The organism is Fontibacterium abundans (SeqCode), from assembly GCF_965235095.1.
Lineage (GTDB): Bacteria > Pseudomonadota > Alphaproteobacteria > Pelagibacterales > Pelagibacteraceae > Fontibacterium > Fontibacterium abundans.
Map to the genome: position 1 here is coordinate 615,912 of NZ_OZ249405.1, position 14,635 is coordinate 630,546.

At 27.1% G+C, this 14,635-nt stretch carries 14 protein-coding genes; 4 read left to right on the forward strand and 10 right to left on the reverse strand.

Going from position 1 to position 14,635, the window contains the following annotated elements; genetic code table 11:
• The first annotated feature begins 2 nt into the window (after positions 1-2).
• The 3 genes from AC8GER_RS03530 to purF are packed head-to-tail and all read left to right on the forward strand — an operon-like array spanning position 3 to position 4,457.
• Positions 3-2,459, forward strand: coding sequence for an efflux RND transporter permease subunit (locus AC8GER_RS03530; RefSeq protein ID WP_506597496.1), 2,457 nt, complete (start codon positions 3-5; stop codon positions 2,457-2,459).
• The gene (locus tag AC8GER_RS03535; protein ID WP_506597497.1) at positions 2,452-3,000 is read left to right on the forward strand and encodes a CvpA family protein; all 549 of its coding nucleotides are present in this window, start codon (positions 2,452-2,454) and stop codon (positions 2,998-3,000) included. Before AC8GER_RS03530 ends, AC8GER_RS03535 begins: the two co-directional genes overlap by 8 nt.
• Positions 3,001-3,005: 5 nt before the next feature.
• Complete coding sequence (gene purF, locus AC8GER_RS03540; RefSeq protein ID WP_506597498.1) at positions 3,006-4,457, forward strand: amidophosphoribosyltransferase; 1,452 nt, start codon at positions 3,006-3,008, stop codon at positions 4,455-4,457.
• A 1-nt stretch (position 4,458) separates the two neighbouring features.
• On the opposite strand, the gene AC8GER_RS03545 is transcribed toward purF, so the two are convergent.
• Genes AC8GER_RS03545 through AC8GER_RS03580 form a run of 8 tightly spaced genes read right to left on the reverse strand, consistent with a single transcriptional unit; the run spans position 4,459 to position 12,139 of the window.
• Entirely contained in the window at positions 4,459-5,292 is an 834-nt protein-coding gene (locus tag AC8GER_RS03545) for a GTPase (RefSeq protein WP_506597499.1), read from the reverse strand.
• Positions 5,292-6,590 (reverse strand): outer membrane protein assembly factor BamB family protein, encoded by a 1,299-nt coding sequence (locus tag AC8GER_RS03550; RefSeq protein WP_506597500.1) that lies wholly within the window; start codon positions 6,588-6,590, stop codon positions 5,292-5,294. Before AC8GER_RS03550 ends, AC8GER_RS03545 begins: the two co-directional genes overlap by 1 nt.
• Entirely contained in the window at positions 6,591-7,223 is a 633-nt protein-coding gene (locus tag AC8GER_RS03555) for a tetratricopeptide repeat protein (RefSeq protein WP_506597501.1), read from the reverse strand. It abuts the gene before it with no gap.
• Complete coding sequence (gene panB, locus AC8GER_RS03560) at positions 7,220-8,035, reverse strand: 3-methyl-2-oxobutanoate hydroxymethyltransferase (RefSeq protein WP_506597502.1); 816 nt, start codon at positions 8,033-8,035, stop codon at positions 7,220-7,222. Before panB ends, AC8GER_RS03555 begins: the two co-directional genes overlap by 4 nt.
• Positions 8,026-9,588, reverse strand: coding sequence for a glutamine-hydrolyzing GMP synthase (gene guaA, locus AC8GER_RS03565; RefSeq protein WP_506597503.1), 1,563 nt, complete (start codon positions 9,586-9,588; stop codon positions 8,026-8,028). The genes panB and guaA overlap by 10 nt, the downstream gene beginning before the upstream one ends.
• The gene (locus AC8GER_RS03570) at positions 9,585-10,013 is read right to left on the reverse strand and encodes a tetratricopeptide repeat protein (RefSeq protein ID WP_506597504.1); all 429 of its coding nucleotides are present in this window, start codon (positions 10,011-10,013) and stop codon (positions 9,585-9,587) included. The genes guaA and AC8GER_RS03570 overlap by 4 nt, the downstream gene beginning before the upstream one ends.
• A 2-nt stretch (positions 10,014-10,015) precedes the next feature.
• Positions 10,016-11,470 (reverse strand): IMP dehydrogenase, encoded by a 1,455-nt coding sequence (gene guaB / locus AC8GER_RS03575; RefSeq protein ID WP_506597505.1) that lies wholly within the window; start codon positions 11,468-11,470, stop codon positions 10,016-10,018.
• A gap of 30 nt (positions 11,471-11,500) precedes the next feature.
• A complete protein-coding gene (locus AC8GER_RS03580) occupies positions 11,501-12,139 on the reverse strand; it encodes an RlmE family RNA methyltransferase (RefSeq protein ID WP_506597506.1) in 639 nt (212 codons plus the stop codon).
• A gap of 58 nt (positions 12,140-12,197) precedes the next feature.
• Between AC8GER_RS03580 and AC8GER_RS03585 the strand changes: the two genes are divergently transcribed.
• Entirely contained in the window at positions 12,198-13,196 is a 999-nt protein-coding gene (locus AC8GER_RS03585) for a glycosyltransferase family 9 protein (protein WP_506597507.1), read from the forward strand.
• Between the two features lie 9 nt (positions 13,197-13,205).
• On the opposite strand, the gene AC8GER_RS03590 is transcribed toward AC8GER_RS03585, so the two are convergent.
• Both AC8GER_RS03590 and AC8GER_RS03595 read right to left on the reverse strand, forming a co-directional pair.
• Positions 13,206-13,964, reverse strand: coding sequence for a CDP-alcohol phosphatidyltransferase family protein (locus tag AC8GER_RS03590; RefSeq protein WP_506597508.1), 759 nt, complete (start codon positions 13,962-13,964; stop codon positions 13,206-13,208).
• A gap of 17 nt (positions 13,965-13,981) precedes the next feature.
• Complete coding sequence (locus AC8GER_RS03595) at positions 13,982-14,632, reverse strand: phosphatidylserine decarboxylase (RefSeq protein WP_506597509.1); 651 nt, start codon at positions 14,630-14,632, stop codon at positions 13,982-13,984.
• Positions 14,633-14,635: the final 3 nt, after the last annotated feature.

Consider the following 14,635-nt stretch of genomic DNA (forward strand, 5'->3'; position numbering starts at 1 on the left):
AAATGAATTTTATAAATCAACTTTATAAAAAATTTTTAGAAAGACCTAAATTAATACTTGTTGCATTAATAATAATATTTTCGTTTTCTGTTTATAATGCAAAAAATTTTCAGTTAGACGCATCAGCAGATTCTTTGTTGTTGGAAAATGATCCTGATCTAAATTACTTAAGATCTGTAAATGAACGTTATTCATCTGAAGATTTTTTTGTAATTACATATTCTCCTAAAAAAAAAATTAATGAGGAAAGTCTTAATGAATTAAAAAAATTTGTTAATGAAATTAATAATATAAAATGGGTAAGCAAAAGCATAAGTGTTTTAAATGCTCCTTTATTTGAAAGTTCTGATCTACCCTTAATAGAAAAGATTAAAAATATTCAATACATAGTTACACCAGGCATTGAAATTAATAGAGCTTTAAATGAATTAAAAAATAGTCCGGTATATAAAAAATTAATAATAAATGAAGAGGCCACAACTTTTGGTATTGTTGTCTATATTAAAGATAATAAAGAATATTTATCTGCTCTAAAAACAAATAAAAATTTTCTAGACAAACAACAGAATAATAAACTTTCAGAAAAAGATTTAAAAGACTTTGAGGCCCACAATAAAATTTTAGAAAAACTTAAAAAAGAACATAATAAAAATTTAGAATTTTATAATATTGAGATTAGATCGCATATTTCAAAATATAAAAACATAGCAGATATTAATCTTTCTGGAATCCCTATGATAGCCGATGACTTGATATCTTTTATAAAAAAGGACATCACTGTTTTCGGTTCAGGTGTTTTTATTTTTATTATAATAACTTTATGGTTTATTTTTAGAGACATTCGATGGGTAATCTTCCCGCTTCTAAGTTGTCTTTTATCTATTGCTATAATGGTTGGAATGTTAGGTTATTTAAATTGGAAGGTAACAGTAATATCTTCTAATTTTATTTCGATAATGCTTATTCTTACAATGGAAATAAATATTCACTACGTTGAAAGATATAAACAGCTGCAAGCAGAATTTCCAAAAAAAAAAGAAAATTATCTTACTTATCTAACTACAACAAAAATTTTTACCCCAATACTGTATGCGGTTTTAACAACTGCATTTGCATTCTTATCACTTATTTTTTGCGATATTAAACCAGTTATAGATTTTGGATGGATGATGACTCTTGGTTTATTTATTTCGTTATTTGTATCAATGATTTTGCTACCTTATTTAATTATTAAATTTAAACCAAAAGCAACGCCCATTCACGAAAGTAAAGAATCAAAATTAGCACAGATATTTTGCTCTATAGGTTTAAATCAACGATTTTTAGTTTTGGCATTTTCATCAATTATTTTAATTTTAAGTATTTATGGACTGACAAAATTAAAAGTTGAAAATAGTTTTATTAACTACTTTGATAAAAAAACTGAAATATATCAAGGTATGAAGTTAATTGATGAAAAATTAGGTGGCACGACTCCTTTAGAAATTATTTTAAAATTTAAAGACTCAGACAGTAAGAGCAACAAGAATGATGATGATTTTTTTCAAGGCTCTGACTCAAATGAATACAAAGATAGTTATTGGTTTACTAATTTTAGAGTAAATAACATTATTAATGTTCATCAATATTTAGAAACATTGCCTGAGATAGGGAAAGTTTTATCTTTTTATTCAGTTTTACAATTAGGTGAAAAGATTAATGATAATAAAAAATTAGGACCTCTAGAAATGGCAATTTTATATAGTAAATTACCTGAAGATATCAAAAAAAGTATAGTTACGCCTTATGTTTCAATTGAAAATAATGAAGCAAGAATTTCACTTAGAATAATAGATTCTAACCCCAATCTTAATAGAAAAGAACTTTTAATAAAAATTCAAAAAGACTTAGAAGAAAAATTAAAGCTTAATAAAGATGAATTTAAAATTACAGGAATATTAGTAATATTTAATAACTTGCTGCAAAGTTTATTTGATTCACAAATTAAAACTTTAGGAATAACCTTTGCGGGGATTTTTATTTTACTGTTAATATTATTTAAATCATTATCTTGGTCTATTGTGGCTGCGATTCCAAATTTTACTGCCGCTTTATTTATTTTAGGAAGTTTAGGGTTATTTAATATTCCTTTGGATATGATGACAATAACTATTGCATCTATTACCGTTGGAATAGCTATTGATAATAGCATTCACTACATTTATCGCTTTAGAGAAGAATACAAAAAAAACAAAAATTATAAAAAAACTATTGAAATTTGTCACAAATCTGTTGGCAAGGCGATAGTCAATGCCTCATTAACTATAGTCTTTGGATTTTCAATATTAATATTTTCTAACTTTATCCCTTCGATTTATTTTGGAATTTTTACTGGTTTAGCAATGTTAACAGCTATGACGCTTGTGTTAACTTTAATGCCACAGTTAATTGCAATTATAAAACCATTTAAGAATGGATAATTTTTTAAATTTTTTTCAATCCAATAAAATAAATATATTTGATGTCATTGTAGCTATAATAATTCTCTTTAATTTAATATCTTCACTTAAAAAAGGATTTGTATTGAGTTTGATTTATTTTTTAAAATGGATCATTGCTTTTATAATAGCAAAATTTTCAATTCCATACGCTCTGCCTTATGTTAGTGAAATAATTGAAAATGAATCGACAGCTCGAACAGTAGCTGGCGTAACTGTATTTTTATTAAGCCTATTCTTAATTATAGTCTTGGGCAAAGCGATGGGAAAATCTTTAAAATGGGCCGGTTTAGGAGGAATTGATAAATTATTTGGTTTTATTTTTGGAGGGATTACGGGGTACTTTTATTGTGTTATAATACTGAGTCTATCTAATTATATTTACCTATATGATAAGTGGCCTCCCTATCTCAAAAACGGGTCTTCTTACAATGCTATTGAATATGGACGAAAATTATTTGACGAAAAAATTCTATTTAGTGACGAATACATCGATAAGACGAAAAAGAAATTAAAAAAATAATTTTTATGTTAATTGATCTAAACGCTGACAAATTAAAAGAAGAGTGTGGTGTTTTTGGAATCTTTGATCATATTGATGCTTCTGCTTTAACTGCTCTGGGGCTACATTCTTTGCAACATCGAGGTCAAGAATCTTGCGGTATTGTTTCTTACGATGGTAAAAATTATTTTTCTGAAAGAAGATTAGGACTGGTCGGTGACAACTTCACAAAAGAAACTACTATCGAAAAACTTCCAGGAAATTTTGCGATAGGTCATAATCGTTATTCTACGACTGGTGCACCTGTTTTAAGAAATATACAGCCCTTCTTTGCAGACCTATATACTGGCGGAATTAGCATCGCACATAATGGAAATCTTACTAATTCAATAATGTTAAGAGAAAAGATGATTAAAGATGGAGCTATATTTCAAACCACATCTGACACAGAAACAATAGTTCAGCTAATAGCTCGCTCAAAAAGATTAAAAACTATAGATAAAATAATAGACTCTTTGTTTCAAATACAAGGTGGGTATGCCCTTGTTATGTTAACAAATAAAAAGTTAATCGGCGTAAGAGATCCTTATGGAATAAGACCTTTGGTGCTTGGTAAATTAAAAAAATCATATGTCCTAGCTTCTGAAACATGTGCATTAGATATTATTGGAGCCACTTTTGTTCGTGAAATCGAAAATGGAGAAATTGTAATTATAACAAATGATGGAGTGGAAAGCATTAAGCCATTCCCTAAAATGAAAGCACGTCCGTGCATATTTGAATATATATACTTTGCAAGACCAGACAGTTTAATGTCTGGAAAAAGTGTTTATGAATTTAGAAAAAATTTCGGCGAACAATTAGCAAAAGAATCTCATGTAGAAGCCGATATAGTTTCTGCAGTTCCTGATTCTGGGGTCCCTGCTGCAATAGGGTATTCAAGAGAATCTAAAATTCCTTTTGAATTAGGATTGATAAGAAATCACTATGTAGGAAGAACCTTCATTGAGCCTACGCAACAAATTCGACAATTAGGCGTTAAATTAAAACATAATCCAAACTCATCTTTGGTTAAAAACAAAAGAATAATTTTAATAGACGATTCAATAGTAAGAGGAAATACGTCTAAAAAAATAGTTCAGATGATGTACGATGCTGGGGCAAAAGAAGTGCATATGAGAATATCTTGCCCTCCTATCATGTATCCAGACTACTATGGAATTGATACTCCAGATAAAGATCAGCTTTTAGCTTCTAATATGTCGTTAGATGAAATGACTAAGTATATTGGCGTTAAAACTTTGAAATTCTTATCTATAGATGGAATTTACAAAGCAATGGGTTACGAAAAACGTAACAATGCAAATCCAGAGTTTACGGATCATTATTTTACAGGTGATTATCCAATACCTCCTCTTGATCAGTCAAATAGAAGCGTAAAAGACAATCAATTGTCTCTGCTAAGTAATATTAGATAGTTTAATATTTATTAGATTTAAAAGGATTTTCTGCACTAACAAATCTTAAAAAAATTTTAAAACCCTTAATATTAAATTTTTTACTTAAGCTTTTTGCTAAATATTTTTGATAATCTAACGAAAGTTTATTGGCTTGATTTCCAAAAATTTTAAAAATAATTGGTCTAGTGCTTACTTGTTTAATATATTTTATTTTTGGACGAAATCTTGAATACACAGGTATTTTGTTCTTATTTAATGCCTCCTGCAAAGCTTGATTTAAATCTTTATTGTCATAATTTTTTCTTAAACGTGAATGTATGCTAATTACTTCATCAAATATTTTTTTTGGAAATTCTAATTTTAAAGAACAAATGCTAAATGGATCTGCTAATAAAGCATCAGAAAATAGATTTTTTATATAATAAATATATTCATTTTTGATTTTTTTTAACTCATCAACTAAATCAATTTTATTAATAACAAAAATTAAGCCTTTGCCTTTATCTAATACTAATCTACAAATTTGTTTGTCAGTTTTTGTAAACTCTTTATCAGCTTCAATCATAAACAAAACGACATCTGCAAGATAAATTGCCTTTAAGCTTTCTTTTGTAATATATTGTTGTTCATCAGATTTCGATTTTCCTTTTCTTTTTAATCCACCGGAATCAATTAATTTAAAAGTTCTATTTTTATAAGAAACATTATCTATAAAAAGGTCTTTTGTTGTTCCTGGAATTTCACTAACAGGTGATAAGTCTTTATTTAAAACTCTATTAAAAAAAGTAGATTTACCTACATTAGGCTTTCCTACTATTGCAAGAGTAATAACTCCTGATGATATTTTATCCATTAATTAAGTATTATTAATTCTGAAGAACGATTAAGGATTAACAATTTATTATCAACAATAATTGGTGCCCTTGATAGGTCATTGTTAATTTTTTTGTGAGAAATATACTTTCCGTCGTTTGCTGATATTTTATAAATATCTCCATTTGATGATGTCGCATATAAATGATTGGATGCTAATAGTAATCCATAATAATCTAGAGCTACTTTATTATTTTTGGAGAACTTAGTGAGGTTTAAGGACCATAAAATATTTCCATTTATTTTATTAAAAGAAATAACAAAACCATTTTCTGTTAATACAAACAAATATTTATCTGTACTAATGTGATTTTGAATTGAAGATAGTTTTTGAGACCACTTTATTTCTCCTGTTTCCAGGTTCAAATTAAACAGATCGCCACTATTAGAAGAAACATAAACATCTTTTTTATCAATTAGAATATTAGAAATTTTAAAAACTAAATTATTAGAAATACTATTTTGAGATAAAATATTTTTTGTCCAGGTAATAACCTGCTGATTTAAATCAATTGCGGTAATATCTCCAATGTCATTAGAGAATAATAGTTTATTATCATGTAAGGAAATATTGCTAGATCTAGTTGGTTTTATTAAACCAGACAATGATTCAAAACTCCATATTTTTTGACCATCTAATGGATTAAAAGCATAAAGACGACTGTTTTGATTTACAACATACAAAACACCTTTATGAAAATTGAGATGCGATGAAAATGGAATGCCGTAATTTTGTTGCCAAATCGTTTTTCCTGTTTGAGTATCAATTGAATAAATAAATCCTAAATTATCAGCTGCAAATAAAAAATCTCCATTTAAAAACAATGCAATATTTTTAGGATAATTATTATAAGTGCTTTCGTATATTTTTAGTTCCCAAATTATTTTTTGACTAATCGTATCAAATTTATAAATTTTACCTTTCTCATCACTAAAAAATACAAAATTTTGAAATACTAATAATGAGCCACTATCATTATTTTTATTTATATAATCGCCTATATTTTTTTTAAAAATATCCTGAAATTTTCCTTCATAAATAAAATGATCATAAAAATTATTAGAAGAAAAATGCTCATAAGACCATTTTGTATTTAGCTGAGGTTGATTTAATTGCAATACAGATTTGGAATCAACTTCCTTATCAAAAACATTGCTTACTTCAAAAACATTTATTTTTTCTCCTTGTTTTTTAAAGATCTCAAGATCAACTTTTTTATCTTTGTTAGTTGAACAAGAAAAAATAAATAGGGATAAAAATATTAAAAATAATTTCATTTATTTTATTTCTTTAATTTTTTTTGCAAGATCTTTTTTAAAAATTTCAGGAATATCTGAAATTTTTAATGCCTGATCATAAATATCTTTTGCTTTAATTTTTTGTCCTTTGCTTAAATAAAAATCACCTAATATTTCTAATGACAAAACTCTCCATGGAGAATTTTTAAAATCAGCTGGATTTAATAAGTTTAAAAATTGCTGTTCGTCTAAATTATCAAAAGCTAACAAGGCTTTCTTAATTTTAAATAAATCTTTATCATTTTTCTCTATATTAGACTTAATTGCATAATCTAAAATTGAAATTTGTTCATTTTTATTTTCTTTCGTTAACTCTAGTAATTTGGAAATTGCTAATACTTTGTATAAATTAATTTTAGAATCTTTTAAAATTTCTAGTCTTTTTTTAGCTTCATCTATTTTTTTATCATTAATAAGACTTAAAATTACTACATATTCTTGCGTATATTTTTTTGCTCTATTTTCAAAAATAATATTTTTACTAACTACAAAAACTATTGATAATAAAACTAAAGATAGAATGATAATAATTATAAATTTATATTTTTTGAAAAAATTTATAAATCTATCTTGTTTTAAATCTTCGTCTATTTCGTTAAAGATTTGATTCATGAAATTTGATACATATTTTTAATATTTGGAAAATTATTATTTTTTAAATCTTTTACAAATTTTTTTATACAAATCTCAGTTCTTTCCTTAAAATTATCATACATTTTAACAAATTTAGGAGGCTTTTCTGAAAATCCCAGAAGATCTTCTGTAACTAAAATTTGTCCATCACATTTATTTGATGCACCTATTCCTATAGTTGGAATTTTTATACTTTGATTAATTTTATCTGCTAAATTTTTAATGACACATTCCACAACCACTGAAAAAGCTCCTGCTTTTTCTATAAAAATAGAATCTTTGATAATTTGATTAAAACTTAAATTATTTTTTCCTTTAACTCGATAATCTTTTTTTTTTCTTACACTTTGGGGCAACAAACCTACATGCCCCATAACTGGTATATTATTATCAACCAAATATTTTATGGTTTTATAAACTTTAACTCCTCCTTCAACTTTAACAGCATCACAATTTGTTTCTTTCATAATTTTTTTTGCATTCTTTAAGGCGATCTTAGGATTTTTTTCATAAGTTCCAATTGGCATATCTACGACTAGTAAACTATTGCTTACTCCTCTACTTACTGCTTTGCCATGCATAATCATCATATCTAATGTAACTTCTCTTGTAGATTTCATTCCGTGCAACACCATTCCTAATGAATCTCCCACTAGAATTACATCACAATATTTATCCAAAATCTCAGCCATTGGCGTTGTATATGCTGTTAAACAAACTAGCGGTTTTCTAAATTTTTTTAGTTTAATATTATTTACTGTTAATTTTTTTTTCACAAATCTTACTCCCATTCAATTGTTGCTGGTGGTTTTGAAGTAATATCATAAACAACTCTATTAATGCCCTTTACATTGTTGATAATTTTATTAGAAATTTCTGCTAGATCTCTATTTTTAAAATTGTAAAAATCGGCCGTCATTCCGTCTTGCGAAGTAACTGCTCTTAATGAACAGACAAATTCATATGTCTTAGAATCTCCCATCACCCCTACCGTTTTTACTGGTAAAAGCACAGTAAAGGCTTGCCAAATCTTTTTATAAAGATTTCTTTTTTTTAATTCATTAATAAAAATAATATCGGCCTCTTGTAAAATTTTAACTTTAATCTTATCAACTTTTCCAGGAATTCTAATTGCTAAACCAGGACCTGGAAAAGGATGTCTAAAGATGATTTCTTTAGATAACTTTAGGCTAAGACCTATTTTTCTGACCTCATCTTTAAATAGCTCCCTAAAAGGTTCAATTAATTTGAATTTGATTTTTTTGGGCAAGCCCCCAACATTATGATGTGATTTAATTACAGAGGAAGGTCCCCCATGGTGGCTTTGGCTCTCAATAACATCAGGGTATAACGTTCCTTGCGCTAAATATTTAATTTTTTTAAATTTTTTAGATTCTCTTTCAAAAATTTTTATAAAAACTTTGCCAATAATTTTTCTCTTGGTTTCGGGATCAGTAACATTTTTTAGAGCATTTAAAAAAATTGAAGACGCATCTACATAATTTAATTTTACTTTATAATTTTTTTTAAAGACATTAATTACTTCTAATTCTTCATTTTTTCTTAATAGTCCTGTGTTTATGAAAAAACAATGCAATTTTTTTCCAATAGCCTTGTATAGTAAGGCAGCTAAAACACTGCTATCAACGCCTCCGGATAAAGCACATAAAATATTCTGATCACCAACCTCTTTTTTAATATTTTTTATTAAATAATTTATCTGATTTTTAGAATTCCAATTTTTCTTTAATTTACAAATATTAAATAAAAAATTCTTAAATAAAATATTACCGTTAGTAGTATGAATTACTTCTGGATGAAATTGAATTCCAAATATTTTTTTACTTAGATTTTGTATAATCGTATATTTATAATCTTCACTTGAGGCAACTCCTTGAAAACCCTTGGGTATTTTTGTTACTACGTCGGTATGATTCATCCATACTTGCGTTTTTTTATCTTTGTTAAAAAAATCTTTTGTTAAAATTGAATTTTTGTTACTAAAAATATCACATCTTCCAAATTCACTTTTTTTGTAATTTTTAACAATGCCTCCAAATTCTTTGGCTAACAATTGATGTCCGTAACAGATACCTAGAATAGGTTTGTTAAAATTTAATATTTGTTTTGAAATTCCTAAGTATGACGTTTTGGTAATTGATAAAGGACCGCCCGATAGAATAATTCCTTTTAAATTAAATTCATTTCTTAAATCTTTAGTTTTATAACAACTGATAATTTCACAATAGACGCCTAGCTCTCTAATTCTTCGAGCAATAAGTTGTGTAGTTTGTGATCCGAAATCTATTATTACTATTTTATCTGTATACGAAATATCTTTCATTGTTTCTTATCGATTATTATCATTTTCGATAAATCGTTCTTCTTCGAACATAATTCTTTACATACTTTTGAGAAAACTAAATTACTTTCTTGGGCCTTCTTGAAATCACCTTCCTCAATATTTAGTAAGATTTTTAAATATAAAGCCTCTTCATTTTTTGGATTTAAAACTAAAACTGTATCTAAATAATTTTTTTGTTGATTATTATCTTTATTAATCGCTGATATTTTTGACAAATGTAAATATGATTTCTCATTCTTAGTATTAAATACAATGTCTTTTTCGAAATAATATTTTGCTTCCTTATAATTATTTTGATTAAAAAACTTCATCCCTTGATTAAAATAATCAGGATTTGCAGCAAAACTTTTTAGGGCTAATGAACAAATAAAAATGGATAAAAAATATTGTAAATATTTTTTCATAATTAACTTTCAAATGGATAATTGGGCGACTGCTTTGTAATTTGTATATCGTGCACATGACTTTCCTTTAATCCTGAATTTGTAATTTTAACAAATTTTGCTTTTTTCTTTAACTCTAAAATATTTTTAGCGCCAACATAGCCCATCGAAGCTTTTAATCCTCCAATAAGTTGATGAATAACTGCTCTCACAGGTCCTTTATAAGGAACTCTACCTTCAATTCCCTCTGGTACAAGTTTTAATGAATCATTAATTTCTTGTTGGAAATATCTATCAGCGGATCCTCTCGACATCGCTCCAATAGAGCCCATACCTCTATAAGATTTGTAACTTCTGCCTTGGTAATAAAAAACATCTCCTGGACTTTCTTCTGTTCCTGCAAATAGTGATCCTATCATTACAGCATCCGCTCCTGCGCCTATGGCTTTAGCAATATCACCGGAATATCTTATTCCACCATCAGCTATTATTTTAATTTTTTTATTCTTTATTGATTTTGCAACATTATATATTGCTGTAAATTGAGGCACGCCTACTCCAGCAACAATTCTTGTAGTACAAATTGATCCTGGTCCTATACCCACTTTTACTGCATCAGCTCCATGATCAACCAATGCTTTTGCTCCTTCAGCTGTAGCTATATTTCCAGCTATTATCGTTGTCTTAATATTTTTTTTTATTCTCTCTAATGTTTTTAAAACAGAAACTGAATGCCCATGAGCTGTATCTAAAACGATTACATCTGCTCCGGCTTCTGCTAACTGCTCTGCTCTTTGAAAACTTTCTTGTCCAGTTCCGACTGCCGCAGCGACTACCAATGATCCGTTTTTATCTTTGGCTGCCTCAGGATAAATCTGGGATTTCTGAATATCTTTGACAGTAATAAGGCCTTTGCATTTAAAATTATTATCTACGATGATTAATTTTTCTATTTTGTTTTTAAACAAGATTTTTTTTGCTTCAGTTAAGGATGTTCCAACTTTTGCAGTAACCAGTTCTTTGGTCATTAAATCTTTAACTTTAATTTTTTTATCATTTACAAATCTAACGTCTCGATTGGTTAAAATTCCAACTAATTTAAGATTTTTGTTAACAACTAAGATTCCAGATATTTTATGATTTTTCATTAACTCTGTTGCCTCAAACAACGAGGCTTCAGAATCAATCGTAATAGGATCTATAACCATCCCAGATTCAAATCTTTTAACTAATTTAATTTGGTTAACCTGTTCTTCTATAGTCATATTTTTATGAATACATGCCATACCACCTGATTGAGCCATAGCTATTGCCAATTTATATTCTGAAACTGTGTCCATTGCAGAAGCAATAAGGGGTATTCCAAGTGATACAGTTGATGATAATTGAGTAGAAACTATAGTCTCTTTAGGTAAAACAGAAGAATGTCTTGGCTCGAGTAAGACATCATCAAAAGTTAATGCTTCGGGGATTTCCATGTATAAATTTATTATATTAAAAACCTGAAGTCAAATAGTTTTTAAATCTCTACATAATAAATACATTTCTCTAGATTCTTTTCTACTGGAATCTGGTTTAATTCTTTCTATATTTTTAAAGGAATCTTTAGCGTTTTTAATTAGAATATTTTCATCTTTTCCACAAAAAATTTTTACTAATAGAGAAGATTTTGGTTTCAAAATAACTCTAGATAAATTGACGACATCTAAAGCTATAGAATTGGTTTTAATTGCATCTAAGTCTTTGTTTCCTGTTGTATTAACAGCCATATCTGACAATACAATATCAACTTTATTTTGATCAAAAAAATTATTAACAAAATCTAAAAAATCATTTTCATTAAAATCTTTCTTATAAAAAAAAATATTATCTATTTTATCCATAGCTAAAATATCTATGGATAGGTTTTTCCCATTTTTATTAAACTCAGAACAAACTTGCGACCACCCTCCTGGTGCACTCCCCAAGTCCATAATATTTAAATTGTTCTTTAAAAACTTAAATTTTTTATTAATTTCTATAAGTTTAAAAGCAGACCTAGATCTGTATCCTTTTGTTTTTGCTTCTTTAACATAAAAGTCATTATTTTGTCTTGATATCCAAAGTTTTGAACTTTTTTTTAATTTTTTATTATGTATTTTATCCATATGGAATTGAGTAAACAATTACACTAAAAGAATATTTTGAAAACAAATTAATAAACAATTGAAAAAAATATTAATATATAATTCTGGCGGGGGAATCGGCGACACAATTCAAATTATAAATTTATTAGTGTCTTTACATGAACATTACACAGATCATGAAATTTACCTTCTACAGGCTCATCAAAACAATTTATTTGACAACACTTTAAAAGAATTAAACTTAAATTTTGTAAAAAAAACTCCAATTAAATTGATGTACTTTGGATTTAGGTTAAAACATTATTTTCAATTAAATTCATTAATAAAAGAAAATAATATTTTTTTTGATATAATTATAGATTTGCAATCTAAATTAAGGAATACGATAATTTTAAAAAAGATACCTCATAATATTTTTATTTCTAGTACATTTAATAATTTTTTTTTACAACCTAAGATTAAAATAGATAATAAAGAAAAAAATATTATTTACAGAATTGCAAATTACATAAATGTCTTGAATGATAATAAGTTTATTTTAAAGAAATATAATATAAATTTAATAAAAAAATTGTACTTTGATGAGGCAAATAGATTGTTACCGAGCAATAAATATGTTGGAATTTCTATAACCCAAGGAAATTTATATAGAGAAAAAAAATTACCACTTAGTTATATTGTAGATGTGGCGAAATATCTCTTATCTATTAACAAAAAACCTGTCTTTTTAATTGAAAAAAAACATTTCAAACTTAAAGAAGAACTGGAAAGCAAATTAAAAGATATTATTTTTCCTGAATTCAATAGCAATTTAAACGATCCATGTTTATTAATCTTATTGGCAAAAAGGATGGACTACGCAATCTCAATTGATAATGGCGTTATGCATTTACTCTCTTTAGCTAATATTCCTATGATTACAATATTTGGTCCAACCTCATCCGATAAATTTGCCCCAAAAGCAAATAATATCAAAATTTTAAGTAGTCAAAAATTATTCAATTCCAAAAATGTAAATTTAATTTCGCCAAAAATTATTATTGAGCAAATTGACTTGCTTGAAAAAGAAATAATCTAAAACTTGCCTTTAAATAAAGTCTTCAGAAATCAAGCTATCAGTGGCTTTTGAAGATCGCTTTTTTATAATTTTAAAATGTACAAAACTAATTGGTATTAATGATAAATAAAAGCAACCTGTGGCTAAAAGGGTGTTAAAAGGATAATTGATTAACGAGCCAAAATAGGCAGCAATTAATAACAATAAAAAAATCAAGAAAGGTCTACTTACTTTAATTCCCTTTAGTGAATAAGTTGGAATTTTGCTAATCATTAAAAAAGTTGAAGCTATTATAAAAATTATAGCTATTTTTTTATAATCATAATTAGACGAAAAATCACTTAATGATAAAATTAATGGTAATAGCAATATTCCCGCTCCTGCTGGCGATGGAACTCCTGTAAAGAAATTTTCTCTCCATTTCTCATTAATTGTTTTTGATCCTAAATTAAATCTTGCCAACCTTAAACAACATGCAACTGAGTGAAATAAAACTAATAACCAACCAGCATTCCCCAAGTCCTTTAAAATCCATATATAAACTGTGATTGCTGGCGCTACTCCAAAATTAATAAAATCAATTAATGAATCTAATTCGGCACCAAATTTTGAAGTTCCTTTTATTAATCTTGCAATTCTTCCATCTATTGTGTCGATGATTGACGCAATAGTAATTGCTATTACCGCATAATCAAATTGAGAATTAAGAGCAAACTTAATTGAACTAATACCAACACATAAACCTAAAATACTTATAATACTTGGAATTACATATCTCGGGTGGATCATTTTAAAAAATATATTATCTAAATTTTTGCTAGTAAGCTTTCTCCAGCAACTACCGTCTGTCCTTGTTTTGCTAAAAGTTTGTAATCACTGTCAAAATAAAGATCAACTCTGCTACCAAATCTTATAATTCCAATTCTATCGCCCTGTTTTAAATTTTGACCTTGTTTGACTTCACAAACAATTCTTCGCGCTACCAAACCCGCTATCTGAACAATTGCAAAAGTTTTCCCTGAGTTATTAGAATATTTAATTAAATTTCTTTCATTGTCCTCACTAGCCTTATCTAAAGAAGCGTCAATAAATTTTCCTGGTTTATAAAATATTTCATCTATTATTCCGGTAATAGGAACTCTGTTAACATGGCAATTAAAAACATTCATAAACACGCTCACTCTTTGATATTCTTTATTTTCCATATTAAGTTCTTTTGGACCTCTAACATTTACTATTAGACTTATCACTCCGTCAGCTGGGCTAACTAAAAAACTATCATCGTTAATAGGATATCTTTCTGGATCTCTAAAAAAATAATAAACCCAAATTGTTAAAATAAATCCAATAACGCCTAAAAGTTTGTTAATTAAAATTAATAGCATAGTAACTATCACTGCTATTACTAGCATTCTATAACCTTCTCTATGAATTGGTGGAAAAATAATATCTAACATAAT

Excerpts from the sequence above, each read along its gene's own strand:
- AC8GER_RS03535 (WP_506597497.1), top strand. The coding sequence starts at position 2,452 with ATGGATAATTTTTTAAATTTTTTTCAATCCAATAAAATAAATATATTT.
- AC8GER_RS03595 (WP_506597509.1), bottom strand. The coding sequence starts at position 14,632 with ATGTTAGATATTATTTTTCCACCAATTCATAGAGAAGGTTATAGAATG.
- guaB (WP_506597505.1), bottom strand. The coding sequence starts at position 11,470 with ATGGAAATCCCCGAAGCATTAACTTTTGATGATGTCTTACTCGAGCCA.
- panB (WP_506597502.1), bottom strand. The coding sequence starts at position 8,035 with ATGGGAGTAAGATTTGTGAAAAAAAAATTAACAGTAAATAATATTAAA.
- AC8GER_RS03530 (WP_506597496.1), top strand. The coding sequence starts at position 3 with ATGAATTTTATAAATCAACTTTATAAAAAATTTTTAGAAAGACCTAAA.
- purF (WP_506597498.1), top strand. The coding sequence starts at position 3,006 with ATGTTAATTGATCTAAACGCTGACAAATTAAAAGAAGAGTGTGGTGTT.
- AC8GER_RS03580 (WP_506597506.1), bottom strand. The coding sequence starts at position 12,139 with ATGGATAAAATACATAATAAAAAATTAAAAAAAAGTTCAAAACTTTGG.
- AC8GER_RS03555 (WP_506597501.1), bottom strand. The coding sequence starts at position 7,223 with ATGAATCAAATCTTTAACGAAATAGACGAAGATTTAAAACAAGATAGA.
- AC8GER_RS03590 (WP_506597508.1), bottom strand. The coding sequence starts at position 13,964 with ATGATCCACCCGAGATATGTAATTCCAAGTATTATAAGTATTTTAGGT.
- AC8GER_RS03545 (WP_506597499.1), bottom strand. The coding sequence starts at position 5,292 with ATGGATAAAATATCATCAGGAGTTATTACTCTTGCAATAGTAGGAAAG.
- AC8GER_RS03570 (WP_506597504.1), bottom strand. The coding sequence starts at position 10,013 with ATGAAAAAATATTTACAATATTTTTTATCCATTTTTATTTGTTCATTA.
- guaA (WP_506597503.1), bottom strand. The coding sequence starts at position 9,588 with ATGAAAGATATTTCGTATACAGATAAAATAGTAATAATAGATTTCGGA.
- AC8GER_RS03550 (WP_506597500.1), bottom strand. The coding sequence starts at position 6,590 with ATGAAATTATTTTTAATATTTTTATCCCTATTTATTTTTTCTTGTTCA.